This is a genomic window from Escherichia sp. WS1118, assembly GCF_046487695.1.
Taxonomy (GTDB): Bacteria; Pseudomonadota; Gammaproteobacteria; order Enterobacterales; family Enterobacteriaceae; genus Escherichia; species Escherichia coli.
Window position 1 is genome coordinate 1 of sequence record NZ_JBJQIZ010000004.1, and the last position, 22,492, is coordinate 22,492.

At 52.8% G+C, this 22,492-nt stretch carries 22 protein-coding genes and 1 pseudogene; 10 read left to right on the forward strand and 13 right to left on the reverse strand.

Annotated elements, in window-relative coordinates:
* Window positions 1–294: 294 nt before the first annotated feature.
* Both cbpM and cbpA read right to left on the reverse strand, forming a co-directional pair.
* Window positions 295–600 carry a chaperone modulator CbpM gene (gene cbpM, locus ACJHYO_RS08150; RefSeq protein WP_000024569.1) on the reverse strand — a complete coding sequence of 102 codons (306 nt, stop codon included), beginning with the start codon at window positions 598–600 and terminating at the stop codon, window positions 295–297.
* Window positions 600–1,520, reverse strand: coding sequence for a curved DNA-binding protein (cbpA, locus tag ACJHYO_RS08155; RefSeq protein ID WP_000420625.1), 921 nt, complete (start codon window positions 1,518–1,520; stop codon window positions 600–602). The genes cbpM and cbpA overlap by 1 nt, the downstream gene beginning before the upstream one ends.
* 152 nt (window positions 1,521–1,672) lie before the next feature.
* On the opposite strand from cbpA, the pseudogene ACJHYO_RS08160 reads away from it, so the two are divergent.
* Together ACJHYO_RS08160 and agp are read left to right on the forward strand one after the other, a co-directional pair.
* Window positions 1,673–1,774 (forward strand): annotated as a pseudogene (locus tag ACJHYO_RS08160) (hypothetical protein); the annotation flags it as partial.
* Between the two features lie 280 nt (window positions 1,775–2,054).
* Window positions 2,055–3,296 carry a bifunctional glucose-1-phosphatase/inositol phosphatase gene (gene agp / locus ACJHYO_RS08165; protein WP_001044299.1) on the forward strand — a complete coding sequence of 414 codons (1,242 nt, stop codon included), beginning with the start codon at window positions 2,055–2,057 and terminating at the stop codon, window positions 3,294–3,296.
* A gap of 37 nt (window positions 3,297–3,333) precedes the next feature.
* Here the strand turns inward: agp and ACJHYO_RS08170 are convergent, their stop codons facing one another.
* Together ACJHYO_RS08170 and wrbA are read right to left on the reverse strand one after the other, a co-directional pair.
* Window positions 3,334–3,561, reverse strand: a complete 228-nt coding sequence (locus ACJHYO_RS08170) for a YccJ family protein (protein ID WP_001143120.1) — start codon at window positions 3,559–3,561, stop codon at window positions 3,334–3,336.
* A 20-nt stretch (window positions 3,562–3,581) separates the two neighbouring features.
* Window positions 3,582–4,178, reverse strand: coding sequence for an NAD(P)H:quinone oxidoreductase (gene wrbA / locus ACJHYO_RS08175; RefSeq protein ID WP_001151437.1), 597 nt, complete (start codon window positions 4,176–4,178; stop codon window positions 3,582–3,584).
* Between the two features lie 372 nt (window positions 4,179–4,550).
* On the opposite strand from wrbA, the gene ACJHYO_RS08180 reads away from it, so the two are divergent.
* Complete coding sequence (locus ACJHYO_RS08180) at window positions 4,551–4,724, forward strand: general stress protein (protein WP_001273658.1); 174 nt, start codon at window positions 4,551–4,553, stop codon at window positions 4,722–4,724.
* 82 nt (window positions 4,725–4,806) lie between these two features.
* Here ACJHYO_RS08180 and rutG read toward each other — a convergent pair whose 3' ends face one another.
* Genes rutG through rutA form a run of 7 tightly spaced genes read right to left on the reverse strand, consistent with a single transcriptional unit; the run spans window position 4,807 to window position 10,250 of the window.
* Complete coding sequence (gene rutG / locus ACJHYO_RS08185) at window positions 4,807–6,135, reverse strand: pyrimidine utilization transport protein G (RefSeq protein ID WP_024705044.1); 1,329 nt, start codon at window positions 6,133–6,135, stop codon at window positions 4,807–4,809.
* A 20-nt stretch (window positions 6,136–6,155) separates the two neighbouring features.
* Window positions 6,156–6,650, reverse strand: coding sequence for an NADH-dependent FMN reductase RutF (gene rutF / locus ACJHYO_RS08190; RefSeq protein ID WP_001028095.1), 495 nt, complete (start codon window positions 6,648–6,650; stop codon window positions 6,156–6,158).
* A 10-nt stretch (window positions 6,651–6,660) separates the two neighbouring features.
* Entirely contained in the window at window positions 6,661–7,251 is a 591-nt protein-coding gene (locus ACJHYO_RS08195; RefSeq protein ID WP_001001173.1) for a malonic semialdehyde reductase, read from the reverse strand.
* 9 nt (window positions 7,252–7,260) lie between these two features.
* On the reverse strand, window positions 7,261–8,061 hold the full coding sequence (rutD, locus tag ACJHYO_RS08200; RefSeq protein WP_024705045.1) for a pyrimidine utilization protein D: 801 nt from the start codon (window positions 8,059–8,061) through the stop codon (window positions 7,261–7,263).
* 7 nt (window positions 8,062–8,068) lie between these two features.
* Window positions 8,069–8,455, reverse strand: coding sequence for a 3-aminoacrylate deaminase (gene rutC / locus ACJHYO_RS08205; RefSeq protein ID WP_001126780.1), 387 nt, complete (start codon window positions 8,453–8,455; stop codon window positions 8,069–8,071).
* A gap of 11 nt (window positions 8,456–8,466) precedes the next feature.
* Window positions 8,467–9,159: a peroxyureidoacrylate/ureidoacrylate amidohydrolase RutB gene (rutB, locus tag ACJHYO_RS08210; protein WP_001313728.1), complete on the reverse strand. Its 693-nt coding sequence runs from the start codon at window positions 9,157–9,159 to the stop codon at window positions 8,467–8,469.
* The gene (gene rutA, locus ACJHYO_RS08215) at window positions 9,159–10,250 is read right to left on the reverse strand and encodes a pyrimidine utilization protein A (RefSeq protein WP_001340066.1); all 1,092 of its coding nucleotides are present in this window, start codon (window positions 10,248–10,250) and stop codon (window positions 9,159–9,161) included. Before rutA ends, rutB begins: the two co-directional genes overlap by 1 nt.
* A 287-nt stretch (window positions 10,251–10,537) precedes the next feature.
* On the opposite strand from rutA, the gene rutR reads away from it, so the two are divergent.
* Window positions 10,538–11,176, forward strand: a complete 639-nt coding sequence (rutR, locus tag ACJHYO_RS08220; RefSeq protein ID WP_001311595.1) for an HTH-type transcriptional regulator RutR — start codon at window positions 10,538–10,540, stop codon at window positions 11,174–11,176.
* 39 nt (window positions 11,177–11,215) lie between these two features.
* Here rutR and putA read toward each other — a convergent pair whose 3' ends face one another.
* Window positions 11,216–15,178: a trifunctional transcriptional regulator/proline dehydrogenase/L-glutamate gamma-semialdehyde dehydrogenase gene (putA, locus tag ACJHYO_RS08225; protein WP_024705046.1), complete on the reverse strand. Its 3,963-nt coding sequence runs from the start codon at window positions 15,176–15,178 to the stop codon at window positions 11,216–11,218.
* A 54-nt stretch (window positions 15,179–15,232) separates the two neighbouring features.
* Here putA and ACJHYO_RS08230 point away from each other — a divergent pair, with 54 nt between their 5' ends.
* The 6 genes from ACJHYO_RS08230 (at window position 15,233) to phoH (ending at window position 22,029) form a co-directional block, all read left to right on the forward strand.
* On the forward strand, window positions 15,233–15,442 hold the full coding sequence (locus ACJHYO_RS08230) for a hypothetical protein (RefSeq protein WP_000979523.1): 210 nt from the start codon (window positions 15,233–15,235) through the stop codon (window positions 15,440–15,442).
* Between the two features lie 158 nt (window positions 15,443–15,600).
* On the forward strand, window positions 15,601–17,109 hold the full coding sequence (gene putP / locus ACJHYO_RS08235) for a sodium/proline symporter PutP (protein WP_001018494.1): 1,509 nt from the start codon (window positions 15,601–15,603) through the stop codon (window positions 17,107–17,109).
* 219 nt (window positions 17,110–17,328) lie between these two features.
* Window positions 17,329–18,159, forward strand: a complete 831-nt coding sequence (gene efeU / locus ACJHYO_RS08240; protein ID WP_085455302.1) for an iron uptake transporter permease EfeU — start codon at window positions 17,329–17,331, stop codon at window positions 18,157–18,159.
* 57 nt (window positions 18,160–18,216) lie between these two features.
* Window positions 18,217–19,344, forward strand: a complete 1,128-nt coding sequence (gene efeO / locus ACJHYO_RS08245) for an iron uptake system protein EfeO (RefSeq protein ID WP_000154386.1) — start codon at window positions 18,217–18,219, stop codon at window positions 19,342–19,344.
* Window positions 19,345–19,349: 5 nt separating this feature from the next.
* The gene (gene efeB / locus ACJHYO_RS08250; RefSeq protein WP_085455303.1) at window positions 19,350–20,621 is read left to right on the forward strand and encodes an iron uptake transporter deferrochelatase/peroxidase subunit; all 1,272 of its coding nucleotides are present in this window, start codon (window positions 19,350–19,352) and stop codon (window positions 20,619–20,621) included.
* A gap of 619 nt (window positions 20,622–21,240) precedes the next feature.
* Window positions 21,241–22,029, forward strand: coding sequence for a phosphate starvation-inducible protein PhoH (gene phoH / locus ACJHYO_RS08255; protein WP_001764410.1), 789 nt, complete (start codon window positions 21,241–21,243; stop codon window positions 22,027–22,029).
* 49 nt (window positions 22,030–22,078) lie between these two features.
* Here phoH and pgaD read toward each other — a convergent pair whose 3' ends face one another.
* Complete coding sequence (gene pgaD / locus ACJHYO_RS08260; RefSeq protein WP_001061099.1) at window positions 22,079–22,492, reverse strand: poly-beta-1,6-N-acetyl-D-glucosamine biosynthesis protein PgaD; 414 nt, start codon at window positions 22,490–22,492, stop codon at window positions 22,079–22,081.

Sequence of the window (22,492 nt, forward strand, 5' to 3'; positions counted from 1 at the left end):
CGGATGCGGCGAGAACGCCTTATCCGGCCTACGGGAACAGTGCTTTTTGTGGGCCTGATAAGATGCGTTAAGCGTCGCATCAGGCATTATGGCGCAGTTGCCGGATGCGGCGAGAACGCCTTATCCGGCCTACGGGAACAGTGCTTTTTGTGGGCCTGATAAGATGCGTTAAGCGTCGCATCAGGCATTATGGCGCAGTTGCCGGATGCGGCATGAACGCCTTATCCGGCCTACGGGAACAGTGCTTTTTGTGGGCCTGATAAGACGCGTTAAGCGTCGCATCAGGCAACAAACTCACGGGTGAGCCACAAACCGGGAAAGCCGCTGGCGCAGCAGGCGGTTTTCCTGCTTCAGGTGCGCAATATCATCCATTAACGTCAGCGCCACCGCGATCCCCGGCCAGTCCAGAGCCAGTTCATGACGCAGGCGTACCGCGCGTTGCACCACAATGGCGGCATGGTCGTCAAATACCCAGGTTGTCTCCTGGATCTCACTCGGTTCAACCACCCCCAAACCGACAATTTCATTCAACTCCTCTTCAGAGATGCCGGTATGCAGGCAAAATTCGGTAATAGTAAAAGTCACCGTAACATTAGCCATTATGCTTTCCCCCAATCTTTACGTGGATCAAAAGACGACTGGGCGTCTGCCAGTTGCTGCCACAGCGCGGCAGTGTTTTCATCCGGTTTCGGCGGCATCACGATTTTCAGTACCGCATACAGATCGCCGGTCTGTTTTTTGCTCACCAGACCTTTGCCTTTAACGCGCAATCGTTGCCCGGCCTGGCTGCCAGGCGGGATAGTCAGCAAAATGCTTTCTTTCAGTGTTGGAACGGTGACTTTAGTACCCAGCGCCGCTTCCCACGGGCTAACCGGCACCACTATTTCCAGATCCTGGCCGACAATATCAAACAGCGGATGTGGCGCAATGTGAATCACCAGCCACAGGTCGCCATTTGGACCGCCGTTTTCGCCCGGCGTCCCCTGGCCTTTCAGGCGGATGCGTTGACCATTGCCGACGCCCGCCGGGATCTTCACATTCAGCGTTTTCGGGATTTCCTGTTCGATCATGCCAAAGGCGTTATAAACCGGCAGGTTATAGCTGATGGTACGCTTATGCTCAGTAAGCGTTTCTTCGAGGAATACCGCCACTTCGATTTCAATATCGTGGCCGCGTGTGGCGGGGCGTTGACGGCTCTGGCGGGCATGCTGACCGAAAATTGACGAGAAGATATCGTCAAAATCTTCGGCGTTAAAACTCTGACCGTCGCCATGATGGAACTGACGGTTAAATTGCGGATCGTTGCGATGTTGCCACATCTGATCATACTCAGCGCGACGTTGTTCATCACTTAACACTTCCCAGGCTTCAGCGACCTCTTTGAAGCGGGCTTCGGCATCCGGTTCTTTGCTGACATCAGGATGGTATTTGCGGGCCAGTCGACGATAGGCGGTCTTGATTGTCTTGAGATCGTCCGTCGGTTTCACGCCCATGATGGCGTAATAATCCTTTAATTCCATAGCGTTATCTCGCGTAAATCAACACAAATTGAAGGAACCCCTGTAAGGTAACTCCTATAAGTGTAGGGTAATCCTCAAAATTTCATATGCCAACACAGAATATGTTATTGAAATCATCGCGGAGGGGAGGTCGCCTCAAGGTGGGAGGAACATATTTTATTTACCTCACTCCTGAACTTTTGGCTCATGCTTACAAGTTAAACAATAAGGAAAGGAATGCACAACTCGACTATTTAAATCGTTATGCAATTTAATGATAAAGACATGTGCTAAAAACCATTGCTATTAGTCTCACATTCTTTTTTTATTGGTAATGGTAACGCCGCTGATTTTCTTTATAGCTACTGATGTAATCATTAGCGGCGTAAACGAGGCCGGGGCTAATCAGGCATAGTTTGTGTCAAAACTTGCCTGTTTTTAAAGGGGAATATAGAAAAACAGGCGTTCAACGAGCCATTTTGCGAACCTGTTCCCGGAAAAATGACATATTTCTGTCACACTCTTTAATTATTGATAACAAAAGAGGTGTGAGGAATGAACAAAACGCTAATCGCCGCAACTGTGGCAGGGATAGTTTTACTCGCTTCAAATGCTCAGGCACAAACCGTACCGGAAGGCTATCAGCTACAGCAAGTGCTCATGATGAGCCGCCATAACTTACGTGCGCCGCTGGCGAACAATGGCAGTGTGCTGGAGCAGTCGACGCCGAATAAATGGCCTGAATGGGACGTCCCCGGTGGGCAGCTCACCACTAAAGGGGGCGTGCTCGAAGTGTATATGGGCCATTATATGCGTGAATGGCTGGCAGAACAGGGGATGGTGAAATCAGGGGAATGCCCGCCACCGGACACCGTTTATGCCTATGCCAATAGTCTGCAACGCACCGTCGCGACCGCGCAGTTCTTTATTACTGGCGCATTCCCTGGGTGTGATATTCCTGTTCATCACCAGGAAAAAATGGGCACTATGGACCCCACCTTTAACCCAGTGATCACCGATGATTCCGCCGCATTCAGTGAACAGGCGGTGGCGGCAATGGAGAAAGAGCTCAGCAAACTCCAGCTTACCGACAGCTACAAGCTACTGGAACAAATCGTTAACTATAAAGATTCTCCTGCGTGTAAAGAGAAGCAACAATGTTCGCTTGTAGATGGCAAAAATACCTTTAGCGCGAAGTATCAACAAGAACCGGGCGTTTCCGGGCCGCTGAAAGTCGGCAACTCGCTGGTAGATGCGTTTACTTTGCAATACTACGAAGGTTTTCCGATGGATCAGGTGGCCTGGGGAGAAATCAAATCTGACCAGCAGTGGAAGGTGTTGTCGAAGCTGAAAAACGGTTACCAGGACAGCCTGTTTACCTCACCGGAAGTGGCGCGCAATGTTGCGAAACCGCTGGTCAGTTATATCGACAAAGCCCTGGTCACCGATCGCACCAGTGCACCGAAAATCACGGTATTAGTTGGGCACGACTCCAACATTGCCTCTCTGTTAACGGCGCTGGATTTCAAACCGTATCAGTTGCATGACCAGAACGAACGCACGCCGATTGGCGGCAAAATCGTTTTCCAGCGTTGGCATGACAGCAAAGCCAATCGCGATTTGATGAAAATTGAATATGTGTACCAGAGTGCGGAACAGTTACGTAATGCCGATGCGTTAACCCTGCAGGCACCTGCGCAGCGCGTGACGCTGGAATTAAGCGGTTGCCCGATAGATGCCAACGGTTTTTGCCCAATGGATAAGTTTGATCGCGTATTGAATGAAGCGGTGAAATAACAGAAAACTCCCCCGCGTGAAGCGGGGGAGTCGCTGGTTAAACGTTTTTACGTTCGATGGTCTGTTCGCCCCAAAAAAGCGAATCTTTATCGGTCTTAGCAAAGGCTTTGACTAACACTTCATCGCTACCTTCTTCCCAAATCTTTTCCGCCATTTTTTCGTCGTACCCGGCGACTTCGAAAATGGCCTCGGCTATTTCCGGCGACGTATTGCGCAGAGATGCCCATTCACCGACGTGATGAGCTTTCGCTTCTTGAGTTGGCATGCGTATCCTCCTGTTGAAGATTAGCCGTTAAGTTTAACTGCCAGACCTGCGACATATTCCCCTTGATAACGAGCAATAGACAGTTCTTCCTGGCTGGGCTGGCGTGAACCGTCACCGCCTGCGATGGTGGTTGCGCCGTACGGCGTACCGCCGCGAACCTGTGAAACGTCAAATAATTCCTGCGCTGCGTAGCCAATGGGGACAATCACCATGCCGTGATGCGCAAGGGTCGTCCAGGTGGATGTGATGGTTTGTTCCTGACCGCCGCCAGTACCGGTGGAACTAAAGACGCTCGCCAGTTTTCCGTATAGTGCGCCGGAAGCCCACAGGCCGCCCGTCTGGTCGAGGAAGGTACGCATTTGACCGGACATGTTACCAAAGCGGGTAGGTGTACCAAAAATAATGGCGTCGTAATCGGCCAGTTCTTGCGGGGTTGCAACCGGTGCAGTTTGCGTTTTACCGCCTGCTTTTTCAAATAATTGCGGCGGCATGGTTTCCGGTACACGCTTAACGACAACTTCTGCGCCATCCACTTTGCTTGCACCCTCAGCAACTGCGCGTGCCATCGTTTCAATATGTCCGTACATGGAATAATAAAGCACCAGAACTTTAGCCATTTCTAACCACTCCTCGTGTTATCTCTATTCCGTAGCGATTCGCTACCACTTATTTAAAGATAAGACGTCCTTTTCAGAGTGCAAATTTCACAACCACTTATTTGATTTATAACAACTTTCACAAGCACGTAATTTTGTCGCAAAATGACACATTTTTATCTCATCGCGTTTTTTTAATCATAAGAGCGGCTTATGGATAATTATTGGAGATGATATCTATTCTCGCTAAGAAGCTGTTGCAGGATATTACCAAACGCGGGTCTGCCCGCGTCAGTTCACTAAGCTTAGTCCCACGTAGCGAAAATATGGCAGCCGCCATACGCCGCGTTAATTCTATGCAATATGATGTCTATACCCAGACGGAGGTCAGTAATGGCAAACCATCGAGGCGGTTCCGGCAATTTTGCAGAAGACCGCGAAAGAGCATCAGAAGCAGGTAAAAAAGGTGGACAGCACAGCGGGGGTAATTTCAAAAATGACCCGCAGCGCGCATCTGAAGCAGGTAAAAAAGGTGGCAAGAGCAGTCACGGTAAAAGCGACAACTAGCCGGGCTAATCAATGACGCATGCATTTTTGTCTGTAGCTCGTCAAAACGCCATCACCGCCGGTTACCCCGGCGGTTTTCTGTTTATGGCTCCTGATGAACAACTTCTGGCGGTGGAACGTCAACCAACCTTCTGCTTAACAACGCATTGAGTAAAATCGCGCCAAAGGTGGCTGTACCGATCCCTCCCAACGTAAAACCGCCCAGTGTGAGAGCAAAATCACCCGCACCCAGCACTAAGGTTACTGCGACCATAATCAAATTACCGTTCTGGCTTAAATCCACACTGTTTTGTACCCAGATCCGTGCGCCTGCGACGGCAATCAGCCCGAACACAACAATTGATGCACCACCAATCACCGCAGCCGGAATAGTATGGATCAGCGCGCCAAATTTCGGCGAAAAGCCCAACAGCATGGCGATGACGGCAGCGGCAACAAACACCAGCGTCGAGTAGACTTTTGTCACGGCCATCACACCGATATTCTCGGCGTAGGTGGTTACGCCGCTACCGCCGACAGAGCCAGAAAGCATCGTCGCCAGCCCATCGCCTACGAATGCCCGCCCCATATACGGGTCCATATTGCGTCCGGTCATCCCGGCGACCGCCTTGAGATGACCTAAGTTTTCCGCCACCAGAATCACCGCCACGGGCGCAATCAGCATCATTGCCTGACCATTAAAAGCAGGAGTGGAAAAATGTGGCAGACCGAACCAGGCAGCATGGCTGACGAGAGTAAAATCGACGGCTTTTCCCAGCCCTAAAACGTTGGTCATCACGCCATACAGCAGACAGGCAACAATTAATCCTACGAGAATCAATAATCGCTGGATCATGCCACGGGTAAATACGGCTACCAGCCCAATACACAGCACCGTCATTACCGCCATCCAGCTATCAAAGGCCGAAGCCGATACATTTTTCACTGCGATAGGCGCTAAGTTCAGGCCAATCGCCATCACTACCGCACCTGTCACAACCGGTGGCATTAGTCGTTCAATCCAGCACGTACCGATTTTCATCACCACCAGGCCAATGACGGTATAAACCAGCCCACAGGCGATAATCCCGCCCAGCGCGATGCTGATATTCGGATTAATTCCCTGACCATTAAAGCCCGTCGCGGCAATCACCACGCCGACAAAAGCCGCGCTGGAACCGAGATAACTGGGCACGTGCCCGCCGGTAATAAAGAAAAACAGTAACGTGCCGATCCCCGACATTAAAATGGAAAGATTGGGATCCAGCCCCATCAGAATTGGCATTAACACCGTCGCGCCAAACATCGCCACCGCGTGTTGAACGCCCATTACTGCCGTTTGAGCAAACGGCAATCGTTCATCCGGCGCGACCACGCCGCTCTCTGTAGAGGTCGATTTTAACTGCCAGTGAGGAAAACCGAACATTGCCATCAGCTGTCTCCTTAAGGAGGTTAACAAGCAGGGCGCATCAGCGCGTGATAACTGCGATCGAACCACACCAGCCCGTAGGGTGTGGCGTGACGATGAATCGCTTCGATGGCGCAAAACAAAATGTCGTGGGTGCCGACGCTCACCACCTGGCTGATACGGCAGTCAAACGAAACCAGTGCCTCTTCCAGTTGCGGGCATCCGGTCACACCAGTCTGCCAGCGGGCGGCGGCAAAGCGGTGTTCCATGGGCGTTTTGCCGCCAAAAAGGTTTGAAAGCGGCTCCTGCCCGGCGCTAAGTGTATTTACACACAGCGTTCGATTTTCATTGAATACCGGCCAGACGGACGCCCCACGATTCAGGCACACCAGTAATGTGGGCGGCGTGTCGGTCACGCTGCAGACGGCGCTGGCGGTGAACCCGGCGCGCCCGGCTGGACCGTCCGTAGTGATGATATTGACCGCCGCGCCCATACAGGACATCGCATCGCGAAAGGTTTGTTGATCGACAATGTTCATTGTTTGCTCCTTATAACAGCCCGCAGGCTTCTTCAAAGGACAGACGTGGCAGGCGCGCAAAAAGTTTGCTGGAATCGCCATAGCCGATATTAATCAGCAGATTGCTCTTCAGCGTGCTGCCCGCAAAAAAGGCGTCGTCAACGTATTGACGGTCAAAGCCCGACATCGGGCCGGTATCCAGCCCCAGCGCACGGCAGGCGACGATCAGATAGGCCGCCTGCATGGAACTGTTGCGAAACGCTGTTTCTTCGGCAAGTTGTGGGCTGGAGGTAAACCAACTGCGGGCATCGCCGTGAGGAAACAGCTGTGGTAACCGTTCATAAAATTCACTGTCCCAGGCGACGATAGCGGTGACGGGCGCGGTCAGGGTTTTTTGCAGATTGCCGCTGGAAAGCGCCGGGCGAAGACGTTCTTTTCCTTCTGCAGTGCGGATAAACACGATCCGTGCCGGAGAACAGTTAGCAGATGTTGGCCCCCATTTCATCAGGGCATAAATCTCCCGTAACGTCTCATCGCTGACGGGTGTCTCCCGCCAGCCGTTGTGAGTGCGGGCATCGGTGAACAGGGTGCTAAGCGCACCTGGGCTAACGGCTTCGTTCATAGCAATTCCTTACAGGGCGGCTTCACGGTGATGTAACAGGCTGGCAAGCCCGTTGAGTAACAGAGCATTAAACGTTTCGGGATCGGTCACGTTGCAGGCGTGTCCGCCATAGCGCATCACCATTTTCTGGCTATCGGGCAGAGCGGCATGAAGTTCACTGGAACATGCTGATGGCACCAGCAGATCATCACTGGCGCAGATGATTTGCACCGGGCAGCGGATACGATCCGCATGGCGACTAAAGTCAGCGCGTTTGAGGGCGTTAAGTCGACGCAGTAAATTATTTTTGCCCTGAAAATGCGCCAGTGCCAGCGCGTCTTCTGCCTCAAGGCGAGGTGCGCGGGCCGCCATCCAGTCGGCGGGATAGAGGAACAACGGCTGCGCTTCCACCCATGCCTGCGCGCCGCCGCTATGTAGTAACTGTTCGCGAACCTGAAAACAGCGGCGCGTATGGGCGTTTATTCGTAGCCAGCCGTTAACGCTGACCAGCACAGTTACCGACGCGGTATAATCCAGCGCCAGCTGCATTCCCACCAGCGCACCGAGCGCATGGCCGACCACCGCGTAACGCTCAATCCCTGCGGCTACCAGCGCCTGATGCAGTTCCGCTGCCATCTGGGCGATACTGTAATCTTCTGCCAGCGTGTCGGGATTATTGCCGGTGCCGCGCTGGTCGTAACAGACTACCTGATACTCCTGAACCAACACCGCCAGTTGCGGTAACCAGTAACTGCCGCTACCGCCAAGACCCGAAATCAACACCACTACGGGCGCATCAGCATAAGGGGGAGGTGAGAGTGAAAGTTTCATCGCGGCCTCACTTGGCGATATGCGCAATTGTGGCGATTTCCACCAGCGCGTCAGGTTTTACCAGTCCGCACTGAATGCAGAATCGCGCCGGTTTGTCACCCGGGAAAAATTCGGCGTAGATTTCGTTAATCGCGGCGTAATTTTTCCAGTCGGTAATAAAGATGCTGTTGAAGGTCACATCCGCCATTGTGCCACCCGCCGTCTCGATGACCTTGCGGATGGTTTCCAGAACGTGGCGGGTTTGCGCCTTTGGGTCATCGGCAAACAGCACGTTGTTATGTTGATCAAAAGCCAGCGTACCGGAGACATACACCACGCCATCAGCCAGCGTGCCGGGAACGAAGGGGGCCAGCGGTGCGCTGCTGCCAGCAGGAATAATTACGGATTTTGGCATCGTTAAACTCCTTAAGCGATACGAGCAAAGGACGTGGAAGAAAGCGCGTCGCAGAACGTTTCGACGTCGCTGACCCAGCCAAAAAAGGTTTCGATATTGAACAACGCGGCTTTCTGTGCAAATTCCGGTCCCGCCTGGTGTGTTGCGTCTTCCAGCACCACGCCGAAATACTCCAGAAAAAAGCCGTCGCGTAGCGTCGATTCGACGCAGACGTTGGTAGCGATACCGGTGAAAACCAGATGGCGTATTCCACGGCTGCGCAAAATGCTGTCCAGCGGCGTATTGAAGAAACCGCTGTAGCGCGGCTTCGGCAGCACAATATCGCCAGGCTGCGGCATCAGTTCATCCACCAGTTGATAATCCCAGGAGCCTTTCGCCAGCAATTTCCCCTGCAGCTGCGGCTGATTACGCATGGTTTTCAGGGCGTTCGATTTATGAAAATTTGGTGAGCCGGGGCCGCCAGCCTCGACATACTGTTCATCCCAGCCATTTTGAAACCAGATGATCAGCATCCCTGCCGCTCGCGCTGCGGTCACGGCGGTTTGAATGTTGGCAATGACCGGGCGAGTGGTTGAGACATCAAACCCGGCGAGATCTAAGTAGCCGCCTGGCGTGGCATAGGCATTTTGCATATCCACCACGATCAGCGCAGTTTGCTGCGGATCGAAGGTAATGGCTTCCGGTCGTGCGGTTAAGGTCGTCATCATGCCACCTCCTGAGTCAGCGCAGGGAGATGGGCGCGGCACTGCATCAGTGGTTGAATGCGCTCGCCGAAGTTTTCGATTCCCGACAGAAAATCATCGAAGGTCAACAGCACGCCTTCGGCACCAGGCACGCTTGCGACTTCATCTAACATGCGCGCGACACTGGCGTAAGAACCGACTAACGTCCCCATATTGATGTTTACCGCCGAAGTGGGATCGGCCATCTGACGGACGTTGGTGTCTGTACCGGAGCGGGTATCTTTCTGACTTTGTTCGGTTAGCCAGCTTAACGCCTCTTCATCCGCGCCCGCTTTGTAGTGTTCCCATTTGGCGCGAGCGGCATCGTCGGTTTCGTCGGCAATCACCATAAACAACACATAAGAGCCAACGTCGCGTCCGGTTTGCTCTGCGGCCTGTTTCATCCGCGCAGCGGTCGGGGCGAAAGCCGTGGGTGTATTTACGCCTTTGCCGAAACAGAAGTTAAAATCGGCATACCGGGCGGAGAACGCCATGCCAGCGTCGCTTTGCCCGGCGCAGATCACTTTCATGGGGACACTCGGTTGCGGACTGACGCGACAATCATCCATAGTGAAAAAATCGCCTTTAAAATCGCTTTTCCCCGAGCCCCACAGGTCGCGCAGCACCTGAACATATTCGGTGAGATAGTCGTAACGACGGGAGAAATAGTCATCGCCAGGCCAGATCCCCATCTGCTCATACTCGGGCTTCTGCCAGCCAGTCACGAGGTTGACGCCAAAACGCCCGCCAGAGATGGAGTCGATGGTTGCGGCCATACGGGCGACGATTGCCGGAGGTAACGTTAAGGTGGCAGCTGTCGCGTATATCTGAATGCGTGAGGTGACGGCTGCCAGCCCCGCCATCAAGGTGAACGACTCAAGGTTGTGATCCCAGAACTCAGTTTTGCCGCCAAAGCCACGCAGTTTGATCATCGACAGGGCGAAATCGAAATGGTAGTGCTCCGCTTTTTGCACAATGGCTTTATTCAGTTCAAATGTCGGCATGTACTGCGGCGCGTGGGTCGAAATGAGCCAGCCGTTGTTGCCAATAGGTACGAATACGCCAATTTTCATCATCAACCTCTCTTCGTCTCGTAAAGTGAAAGTCAGACGGGGCGCTGCATCCTGCATATCCTTTTCAGCCGCGTAATGGCTTGTTTGCAAAGCGGATGCCAGTTTTTAAAAAGTGAATGTTATTAATGTGTTAATGTTAAGTTGTCTAAGATGCCTGAAAAAAAGTGGACTAAACGGTCAAAACAGTTGCACATAAAACATGCATTCGTGCGCGATGAGAGTGCAGAAGGTCGAGGCCGGGCGGGGGTTTTGCTATCCTGTTGCCAATCAACAAGAGGGGAGAGCGCATGACGCAAGGCGCAGTGAAAACAACGGGTAAGCGTTCGCGCGCAGTAAGCGCGAAGAAAAAAGCGATTCTTAGCGCAGCACTGGACACTTTTTCACAATTCGGTTTTCACGGCACAAGGCTGGAGCAGATCGCGGAGTTGGCGGGTGTTTCAAAAACCAATCTGCTGTATTACTTTCCGTCAAAAGAGGCGCTGTATATAGCCGTACTGCGGCAGATTCTCGATATCTGGCTGGCACCGTTAAAAGCGTTTCGAGAAGATTTCGCCCCGCTGGCGGCGATCAAAGAATACATCCGTCTGAAGCTGGAAGTTTCCCGCGATTATCCGCAGGCTTCGCGCCTGTTCTGTATGGAGATGCTGGCAGGTGCACCGCTGTTAATGGATGAACTGACGGGCGATTTGAAGGCATTAATTGATGAGAAATCGGCGCTCATTGCCGGTTGGGTTAAAAGCGGCAAACTCGCGCCGATTGACCCGCAGCATTTGATTTTTATGATTTGGGCTTCCACTCAACATTACGCCGATTTTGCCCCTCAGGTGGAGGCGGTGACAGGCTCGACGTTGCGCGATGAGGTATTTTTCAATCAAACGGTTGAAAACGTGCAGCGGATTATTATTGAGGGGATTCGACCACGCTAATGATGCCGGAGGAGGTTGTAACATCCTCCGGCTACCTGTTTAACCGATCGTCATTAAACTGGCGTTACCGCCAGCGGCAGCGGTATTCACACTCAGCGAACGCTCGATATACAGCCGTTCCAGAAGGATATTGCTTTCGCCACGGGCAAAACCCTGCACCGAAACAATTGCACCATCCCGCGCGGCAACGGCTTCACACAATGCGCGAAGCTGATCCGAATCACCGTGGAAGATCACCGCATCAAAGGGTTGAGCGGTTATATTTTCCGCTTTCGCCAGTTGAATACGTTCGCTGACTGCCGATGGCAATGCCTTCACTAACTGACGATGCAGCGCATCATCCGGCCACAGCACCTGGCTACCCACCGCCAGCACGGCGGCGAGCTGAGTCAGCGCATCCTGTTCATCATCCGCAATACACAACACGCGCTCACGCGGCAGCAGCGTCCAGGTGTTGCGTTCACCCGTCGGCCCTGGCAACAATCGTTGTGTTCCTGCCTGCGCCAACTCGCCATATTGCGTACATAACGCCTGCAATTCTGGACGGTTTGCCGCCCATTCCCGCAGTGCATTTAGCGGCTGAGTCAATGCGGCTTTCAACTGCGCATCGACCGGATACTCCGCATCCTGACGCGCGAGCGTCACCGCCAGCGCACTTTCCGGGCGATTCGCCAGCAGACGGTAGAGATAGAGCGGACCGCCTGCTTTCGGCCCGGTACCGGACAACCCTTCGCCGCCGAACGGTTGCACCCCAACCACCGCGCCCACCATATTACGGTTAACGTACAGATTACCGACCTGGGCCGAGCCAGTGACCTGGGCAATGGTTTCATCAATACGCGTATGAACGCCAAGCGTCAGACCATAGCCGGAAGCGTTAATCTGCTCGATCAGCTCTGGGAGCTGGTTACGGTTATAACGCACCACATGCAGCACCGGACCAAAGACCTCTTTTTGCAATTCGGCAAAGTCATCCAGTTCGATCAGCGTCGGAGCGACAAAGGTGCCGCTTTGCCATTCACGGGCATCTTCGCTGTTTTCCCGCACCGCCTGGAACACCGGGCGGCCTTTACTACGCATGGTCTGAATATGACGCTCGATATTGGCTTTCGCTTCGCTATCAATCACCGGACCGATATCGGTGGTCAGGCGACCCGGATTACCCATCCGGCATTCGGCCATTGCGCCGCGCAGCATTTTCAGCGTGTGGTCGGCAATCTCATCTTGCAGGCACAGCACGCGCAGTGCCGAACAACGCTGACCTGCACTGTCAAACGCCGAGGCCAGCACATCTATTACGACTTGTTCGGTCAGTGCTGAAGAATCGACAATCATCGCGTTCATGCCGCCGGTTTCCGCAATGAGCGGAATTGGGCGACCCTGAGCGTCCAGGCGGCTGGCGATATTGCGTTGCAGTAACGTAGCGACTTCGGTTGAACCGGTAAACATCACCCCGCGCACGCGTTCATCACCCGTCAGTTGCGCGCCCACGGTTTCACCCCGACCTGGCAGCAATTGCACCACGCCTGGCGGTACACCCGCTTCCAGCAAAATGGCGATCCCTTGCGCGGCAATCAGCGGCGTTTGTTCTGCCGGTTTTGCCAGCACGCTGTTACCTGCCGCCAGTGCGGCAGCGATCTGTCCGGTGAAAATCGCCAGCGGGAAGTTCCACGGACTGATACATACCACAGGCCCTAATGGACGGTGGGTTTCGTTAGCGAAATCATCCCGCACCTGTCCGGCATAGTAGTGGAGAAAATCGACCGCTTCGCGCACTTCGGCAATGGCGTTACTGAAGGTTTTTCCGGCTTCACGCACCAGAATACCAATCAGTTGCTGCATCTGGCTTTCCATTAGCACGGCAGCGCGATGCAAAATTGCCGCGCGTTCAGCCGGAGGCGTGGCAAACCAGATTGGCGCGTTATTAACCGCACTTTCCAGCGCCTGTTCTACTTCACGCGGCGTGGCTTCACGCACATAGCCCACAATATCTTTCGGTTCCGCAGGGTTAATAACGGGCGACATCTCACCAGCCGCGACCGATTGTTCCAGCATTGGCAAGGACTGCCATTTTTGCAGTGCACTATTGAGCAGGGCTGAAGAGAGCGAGGCCAGACGGTGTTCGTTAGCGAGATCCAGCCCTGCCGAGTTGTCGCGCCCGTGACCGTAAAGATCGCGCGGCAGGGGAATTTTCGGATGCGGTAATCCAGTTTGCCCTTCCTGTTGCGCCAGTTTTTCTACAGCAGTGACTGGATCGGCGACCAGTTCATCCAGTGGCAAAGAGGTGTCGGCAATACGGTTAACAAACGAGGTGTTAGCACCGTTTTCCAGCAGGCGGCGCACCAGATACGCCAGCAGCGTTTCATGTGTACCGACCGGAGCATAAATACGACACGGACGGTTAAGTTTGCCGTCGGCAACTTTCCCGGTGACCTGCTCATACAGTGGCTCGCCCATACCATGCAGGCACTGGAACTCGTACTGACCCGGGTAGTAGTTTTGACCCGCCAGTTGATAAATTGCCGCCAGCGTATGGGCGTTGTGCGTCGCGAACTGCGGGTAGATTAGATTTGGCACCGCCAGCAGCTTTTTCGCACAGGCAAGATAAGAAACGTCGGTATACACCTTGCGGGTATAAACCGGATAACCTTCAAGGCCGTCCATCTGTGCACGCTTGATTTCACTATCCCAGTACGCGCCTTTCACCAGGCGAATCATCAGACGGCGACGGCTGCGGGTGGCGAGATCAATCAGGTAATCGATCACCAACGGGCAGCGTTTTTGATAAGCCTGAATAACAAAACCGATGCCGTTCCAGCCTGCCAGTTCAGGCTCGAAACAGAGTTTTTCCAGCAGATCGAGGGAGAGCTCCAGGCGATCGGCCTCTTCGGCATCGATGTTAATACCAATATCGTACTGACGCGCCAGCAGGGTGAGTGATTTCAGACGCGGGTAAAGCTCTTCCATTACCCGGTCATACTGGGCGCGGCTATAACGCGGATGTAGCGCCGACAGCTTGATTGAAATGCCCGGACCTTCATAGATGCCACGACCGTTAGACGCTTTACCAATGGCGTGAATCGCCTGCTGATAGGAAACCATATACGCTTGTGCATCTGCGGCAGTCAGTGCGGCTTCGCCCAGCATATCGTAAGAGTAACGGAAACCTTTCTCTTCCAGTTTGCGGGCATTGGCTAACGCTTCCGCGATGGTTTCGCCCGTGACGAACTGCTCGCCCATCAGGCGCATCGCCATATCCACACCTTTGCGGATCAGCGGTTCACCGCTCTTACCGATAATGCGGTTCAGCGAGCGGGAGAGGCTGGCTTCGTTATGGGTGGAAACCAGTTTGCCGGTAAACAGCAGCCCCCAGGTAGCGGCATTAACAAACAGGGACGGGCTACGACCAATGTGTGACTGCCAGTTACCGTTACTGATTTTGTCGCGAATTAACGCGTCACGGGTGGCTTTGTCGGGAATACGCAACAACGCTTCCGCCAGACACATCAGCGCCACGCCTTCCTGCGATGACAACGAAAACTCCTGCAATAACCCCTGAACCATACCTGCGCGACCACTGGCGTTTTTTTGATTACGCAGTTTATCGGCCAGTTGATACGCCAGTTTGTGCGCCTGTTCAGCAACTGGCTGCGGCAGGCGAGCTTGTTCCAGCAGCATAGAAACCGCTTCGGTTTCCGGGCGGCGATAGGCTGCGGTGATCGCGGCGCGGGAAACCGACTGGGGCAATATTTGCTCGGCAAAGTCGAGGAAAGGCTGGTGTGGTTCCTCTGCCGGAGTCGGTGCTTCATCGCTCTCATTGGCCGCGCCAGAAAGCAGCGCAGGTAGCTCCGGGAGAGTATCGCTGTTTTCCAGTTGTTCAAGATAAGAAAAAATCGCCTGTTTAATTAACCAGTGTGGTGTGCGATCGATACGTGTCGCGGCAGACTTAATACGCTCACGCGTCGCGTCGTCCAGCTTAACCCCCATGGTGGTGGTTCCCATGCCATTACTCCTGTTGTTCTGAAAGGTGCAACTTAACGTTATCGTGAAATATCCATGATGTTGCAACTTTGTGCAACCGTGTTAAATGTGACCTGCGTAGCAAGCTTAAAAATGAATGAAATGTTAATAAACGAAATCGATATGACAGGGATTAAAAAAATAACTCAGACTTTTTCTCTGCGGCAGTTAACATTTTTGAAAGGTGCAACCGCAAAAAATGTGAGAGAGTGCAACCTGATGAAAAATAGTGTCGCTGAGCACTAAAATTTAATGTAAATGGTGTGTTAAATCGATTGTGAATAACCAGCGCTTCCGGCAGGATACGGTCGCCCTGGTAAAACATAAACTCTGTTACCCCGTTCCGGTGGCAGATATAACGGCAAGTTTCGACATTGCCGATAATAATTTTTTGGAGACTTTAGATGGCTATTAGCACACCGATGTTGGTGACATTTTGTGTCTATATCTTTGGCATGATATTGATTGGGTTTATCGCCTGGCGATCAACGAAAAACTTCGACGACTATATTCTGGGCGGTCGTAGTCTTGGGCCATTCGTGACGGCATTATCGGCGGGTGCGTCGGATATGAGCGGCTGGCTGTTAATGGGGTTGCCAGGCGCTGTTTTTCTTTCCGGGATTTCCGAAAGCTGGATCGCCATTGGTCTGACATTAGGCGCGTGGATCAACTGGAAACTGGTGGCCGGGCGGTTGCGTGTGCATACCGAATACAACAATAACGCCTTAACATTGCCGGATTATTTCACCGGGCGCTTTGAAGATAAAAGCCGCATTTTGCGCATTATCTCCGCGCTGGTTATTTTGCTGTTCTTCACCATTTATTGCGCTTCAGGCATTGTGGCAGGCGCGCGTCTGTTTGAAAGTACCTTTGGCATGAGCTACGAAACGGCTCTGTGGGCGGGGGCTGCGGCGACGATCCTTTACACCTTTATTGGCGGTTTCCTCGCGGTGAGCTGGACTGACACTGTACAGGCCAGCCTGATGATTTTTGCCCTGATCCTGACGCCGGTTATCGTGATCATTAGCGTCGGTGGGTTTGGCGACTCGCTGGAAGTAATCAAACAAAAGAGCATTGAAAACGTGGATATGCTCAAAGGGTTGAATTTTGTCGCCATTATCTCGCTGATGGGTTGGGGGCTGGGTTACTTCGGGCAGCCGCACATCCTGGCGCGTTTTATGGCGGCAGATTCTCACCACAGCATTGTCCATGCGCGTCGTATCAGTATGACCTGGATGATCCTCTGCCTGGCAGGGGCGGTGGCTGTCGGCTTCTTTGGTATCGCTTACTTTAACGAGCACCCGGCGGTAGCAGGTGCGGTAAACCAGAACGCCGAGCGCGTGTTTATTGAACTGGCACAAATTCTGTTTAACCCGTGGATTGCCGGGATTTTGCTGTCGGCGATTCTGGCAGCGGTAATGTCAACGTTAAGCTGCCAGCTGCTGGTATGTTCCAGTGCGATTACCGAAGATTTATACAAAGCGTTTCTGCGTAAACAGGCCAGCCAGAAAGAGCTGGTGTGGGTAGGGCGTGTGATGGTGCTGGTGGTGGCGCTGGTGGCGATTGCGCTGGCGGCAAACCCGGAAAACCGCGTGCTGGGCTTAGTGAGCTACGCGTGGGCAGGCTTTGGCGCAGCGTTTGGTCCGGTGGTGCTGTTCTCGGTGATGTGGTCACGCATGACGCGCAACGGTGCGCTGGCGGGGATGATCATCGGTGCGCTGACGGTTATCGTCTGGAAACAGTTCGGCTGGCTGGGTCTGTACGAAATTATTCCGGGCTTTATCTTCGGCAGTATCGGGATTGTAGTGTTTAGTTTGCTGGGTAAAGCGCCGTCAGCGGCGATGCAAAAACGCTTTGCCGAGGCCGATGCGCACTATCATTCGGCTCCGCCGTCACGGTTGCAGGAAGGGTAAGGGAAGGCGTTTTACCGAAAATTTCACGTCATAACCGGAAGCAGGCAGAGGGCAATCAGTGATTGCCCTCTGCGTTTTTTCTCAAAATATTTTTACATCTTCTCATCATTATCACTACATTCCACTTGTATTTTTCTTCATCGTAATGATAATCGCTATCACTGCGATTTACTTTTCTTTGCATAGATTGACTCAGAAAAACGTTTAAGGGTGGGTGGCATGTTTGTTCCGTTTCTCATTATGTTGCGCGAAGGACTTGAAGCCGCGCTGATTGTCAGTTTGATTGCCAGCTATCTTAAGCGTACCCAGCGAGGCCGATGGATTGGTGTGATGTGGATTGGCGTGCTGTTTGCCGCTGCGTTGTGCCTGGGCTTGGGTATCTTCATTAACGAAACCACCGGCGAATTTCCGCAAAAAGAACAGGAACTGTTTGAAGGTATCGTGGCGGTGATCGCCGTGGTGATCCTTACCTGGATGGTTTTCTGGATGCGCAAAGTGTCGCGCAACGTCAAAGTACAACTGGAGCAGGCAGTCGATAGCGCATTGCAGCGTGGAAATCATCATGGCTGGGCGCTGGTGATGATGGTCTTTTTTGCCGTTGCAAGGGAGGGGCTGGAGTCGGTCTTTTTCCTGCTGGCGGCATTTCAACAAGATGTCGGGATCTGGCCGCCGCTGGGTGCAATGCTCGGTCTTGCTACAGCCGTGGTGCTTGGCTTCCTGCTCTACTGGGGCGGTATTCGCCTCAATCTTGGTGCATTTTTTAAATGGACCAGTCTGTTTATTCTCTTCGTCGCCGCAGGGCTGGCAGCTGGTGCCATTCGCGCATTTCATGAAGCCGGATTGTGGAACCACTTTCAGGAAATCGCCTTCGATATGAGCGCGGTGCTCTCAACTCACTCGCTGTTTGGCACACTGATGGAAGGGATTTTTGGCTATCAGGAAGCACCGAGCGTCAGCGAAGTCGCCGTCTGGTTTATTTATCTCATCCCGGCGCTGGTGGCATTTGTTCTGCCACCACGCGCAGGGGCGACTGCGTCCCGCTCCGTGTAGCAAATACGACGCAAACTCTTGCTTAGTTACAACATACTTTAAAGGGATAGTCTCGTCATGACCATTAACTTCCGCCGTAACGCATTGCAGTTGAGCGTGGCTGCGCTGTTCTCTTCTGCTTTTATGGCTAACGCCGCTGATATTCCGCAAGTCAAAGTGACCGTGACGGATAAGCAGTGCGAGCCGATGACCATTACGGTTAACGCCGGGAAAACGCAGTTCATTATTCAGAACCACAGCCAGAAGGCGCTGGAGTGGGAGATCCTCAAAGGCGTGATGGTGGTGGAAGAGCGGGAAAATATCGCCCCTGGTTTTAGCCAGAAAATGACGGCGAATTTACAGCCTGGCGAATACGATATGACCTGCGGTCTGCTGACTAACCCGAAAGGGAAGTTGATCGTCAAAGGTGAAGCAACGGCGGATGCGGCGCAAAGTGATGCGCTGTTAAGTCTTGGTGGTGCAATTACTGCATATAAAGCGTATGTCATGGCGGAAACCACGCAACTGGTGACCGACACCAAAGCCTTTACCGACGCTATTAAAGCAGGCGATATCGAAAAAGCGAAAGCACTGTATGCGCCGACGCGCCAGCACTATGAGCGCATCGAACCGATTGCTGAACTGTTCTCCGATCTGGATGGCAGCATTGACGCCCGTGAAGATGATTACGAGCAAAAATCCGCCGATCCGAAATTCACCGGTTTCCACCGTCTGGAAAAAGCATTGTTTGGCGATAACACCACCAAAGGGATGGATAAGTATGCTGACCAGCTTTATACCGATGTGGTCGATTTGCAAAAACGCATCAGTGAACTGGCTTTCCCTCCTTCAAAAGTGGTCGGCGGTGCAGCCGGACTGATTGAGGAAGTGGCAGCCAGCAAAATCAGCGGTGAAGAAGATCGCTACAGCCACACCGATCTGTGGGATTTCCAGGCTAACGTTGAAGGCTCGCAGAAAATTGTCGATCTGCTGCGTCCACAACTACAAAAAGCGAATCCGGAACTGTTGGCAAAAGTCGATGCCAACTTCAAAAAGGTCGATACCATTCTGGCGAAATACCGTACTAAAGACGGTTTTGAAAATTACGACAAACTGACCGATGCTGACCGGAATGCACTGAAAGGACCGATTACTGCGCTGGCGGAAGATCTGGCGCAACTTCGCGGTGTGCTGGGGCTGGACTAAGCGTTATGCAGTATGAAGATGAAAACGGCGTGAATGAACCGTCACGCCGACGTTTACTGAAAGGGATTGGTGCGCTGGCGCTGGCGGGAAGTTGTCCGGTCGCTCATGCACAAAAAACGCAAAGTGCGCCGGGTACGCTTTCACCGGATGCACGCAATGAGAAACAGCCGTTTTATGGTGAGCATCAGGCAGGGATCCTGACACCACAACAGGCTGCAATGATGCTGGTGGCGTTTGATGTGCTTGCCAGCGATAAAGCCGATCTTGAACGGTTGTTTCGCTTGTTGACTCAGCGTTTTGCTTTTCTGACTCAGGGCGGAGCTGCACCAGAAACGCCAAATCCGCGCCTGCCACCACTCGATTCCGGCATTCTTGGCGGCTACATTGCGCCCGATAATCTCACCATCACGTTATCGGTGGGTCACTCATTGTTTGATGAGCGCTTTGGCCTTGCGCCACAGATGCCAAAAAAGTTGCAGAAGATGACGCGTTTCCCTAACGACTCGCTGGATGCGGCGTTATGTCATGGTGATGTGTTGCTACAAATTTGCGCCAACACCCAGGACACGGTGATCCATGCGCTGCGCGATATCATCAAACACACGCCGGATTTGCTCAGCGTGCGCTGGAAGCGGGAAGGGTTTATTTCCGACCACGCAGCGCGTAGTAAAGGCAAAGAGACGCCGATAAATTTGCTGGGCTTTAAAGACGGCACCGCCAATCCCGATAGCCAGAATGCGAAGTTGATGCAAAAAGTGGTGTGGGTGACGGCAGATCAGCAGGAGCCTGCGTGGACAATCGGTGGCAGCTATCAGGCAGTACGCTTGATTCAGTTTCGGGTGGAATTTTGGGACAGAACGCCGCTGAAAGAGCAGCAGACGATATTTGGTCGTGATAAGCAAACCGGTGCGCCGCTGGGCATGCTGCATGAGCATGATGTTCCCGATTACGCTAGCGATCCGGAAGGGAAGGTGATTGCGCTGGACAGCCATATCCGGCTGGCGAATCCCCGCACGCCAGAGAGTGAGTCCAGCCTGATGCTGCGTCGTGGCTACAGTTATTCGTTGGGCGTCACCAATTCCGGGCAACTCGATATGGGGTTACTGTTTGTCTGCTACCAACACGATCTGGAAAAGGGCTTCCTGACAGTACAAAAAAGGTTGAATGGCGAGGCGCTGGAGGAATATGTCAAACCTATCGGTGGCGGCTATTTCTTTGCGCTGCCGGGAGTGAAGGACGCGAACGATTATCTCGGAAGCGCATTATTGCGGGTTTAATGTTTTTAGGCGGATAAGGCATTCGTGCGCAGATGCCTGATGCGACGCTTGCGCGTCTTATCATGCCTACAATCGGTGCGGGTTTGGTAGGCTGGATCAGGCGTTCACGCCGCATCCGGCGTTCGTGCGCTGATGCCTGATGCGAATCCTGCTGAAAGCACACAGCTTTTTTCATCACTGTCATCACTCTGTCATCTTTCCAGTAGAAACTAATGTCACTGAAATGGTGTTTTATAGTTAAATATAAGTGAATATATTGTTGCAATGAATGCGAGATCTGTTGTACTTATTAAGTAGCAGCGGAAGTTCCCGGCAGTGATAGTCAGTCACTATGGAGATCGCGGATGGTAACGTCCTGTTCTGGACAATGTTTTGTTAAGCAAGGCTCCACCACTCGCGGAGATTTCTCCTCCGGTAGCAACTTCGTCACTCTGTATTTTTCTCACTTCCTCTCTTTACTCGTGTTACCGACGCCGCAAACGGTGTGCGTAGCCGTTTTTCGGCATTTTATCCAAAAGCAAACTATGGCTTACAAGGAAGCCAACCCTCTGATGTTCGTGCGCATAATCGCGCTGCCAACGGCGCGTGTGATGAATACAAACAACTCAAGGTGCTCTCCATGGGAAGACAAAAAGCAGTGATCAAAGCTCGTCGCGAGGCAAAACGTGTGCTGAGACGGGATTCGCGCAGCCATAAGCAGCGTGAAGAAGAATCGGTCACCTCGCTTGTGCAGATGAGCGGCGTAGAAGCCATTGGTATGGCCCGCGACAGTCGCGATACCTCGCCCATCCTCGCGCGAAATGAAGCGCAATTGCACTATCTGAAGGCTATTGAGAGTAAGCAGCTGATATTCGCCACGGGCGAAGCCGGGTGCGGAAAAACCTGGATCAGCGCAGCAAAAGCGGCAGAGGCCCTGATACATAAGGATGTCGACAGGATTATCGTCACCCGTCCAGTTCTGCAAGCTGATGAAGATCTTGGCTTCTTACCTGGTGATATCGCAGAAAAGTTTGCTCCCTATTTTCGCCCGGTCTACGACGTGCTGGTCCGTCGCTTAGGGACTTCCTTTATGCAGTACTGCCTGCGACCGGAAATAGGGAAGGTGGAAATTGCGCCGTTCGCCTATATGCGTGGACGTACCTTTGAAAATGCAGTCGTCATTCTTGACGAGGCGCAGAATGTGACTGCCGCGCAAATGAAAATGTTTTTAACCCGCCTCGGGGAGAACGTGACGGTTATCGTCAACGGTGATATCACGCAATGCGATTTGCCTCGCGGCGTGCGCTCCGGATTAAGTGACGCGCTGGAACGTTTCGAAGAAGATGAAATGGTCGGGATCGTCCGATTCGGTAAAGAGGATTGCGTACGTTCGGCACTTTGCCAACGTACGCTACATGCATACAGTTAAGTGTATTATCGGCGCAGAGCCCGGGCGAACCGGGCTTTGTTTTGGGTGTTTACGCCCGGACTAGCGCTTTTTCTGAAACCACCATTTTTATTTGCCCCTGGCTGGTGAAGTGTACGCTCATCCTGTGGCTTTTTTGTAGTTGCTGATAGAGCTCATCAGGTATTGCTAAGCTCTCAGCATATTCTTGCGGCGTATATTGGTAGGCTGCATGATGCTGCTGTTTTTGAAAACGTAGCTTATTGTACAGCGCCCAGACAATTAACACGACGGCATTCGCCACTGCCAGCAAAAAATAGAACTGAAGTCGGCTTCTGGCCTCGCTTTGCCAGTAATAACCCGTCAGCAGATCCATTGCGAATAAGAATATGAACAAAGCAAATAATGTCCATAAGATGGTTGTGGCAACATAATCAACCATTAAACGTACTGGCGATTGTCGGGTCGTAATAATTAAATTGTTCAT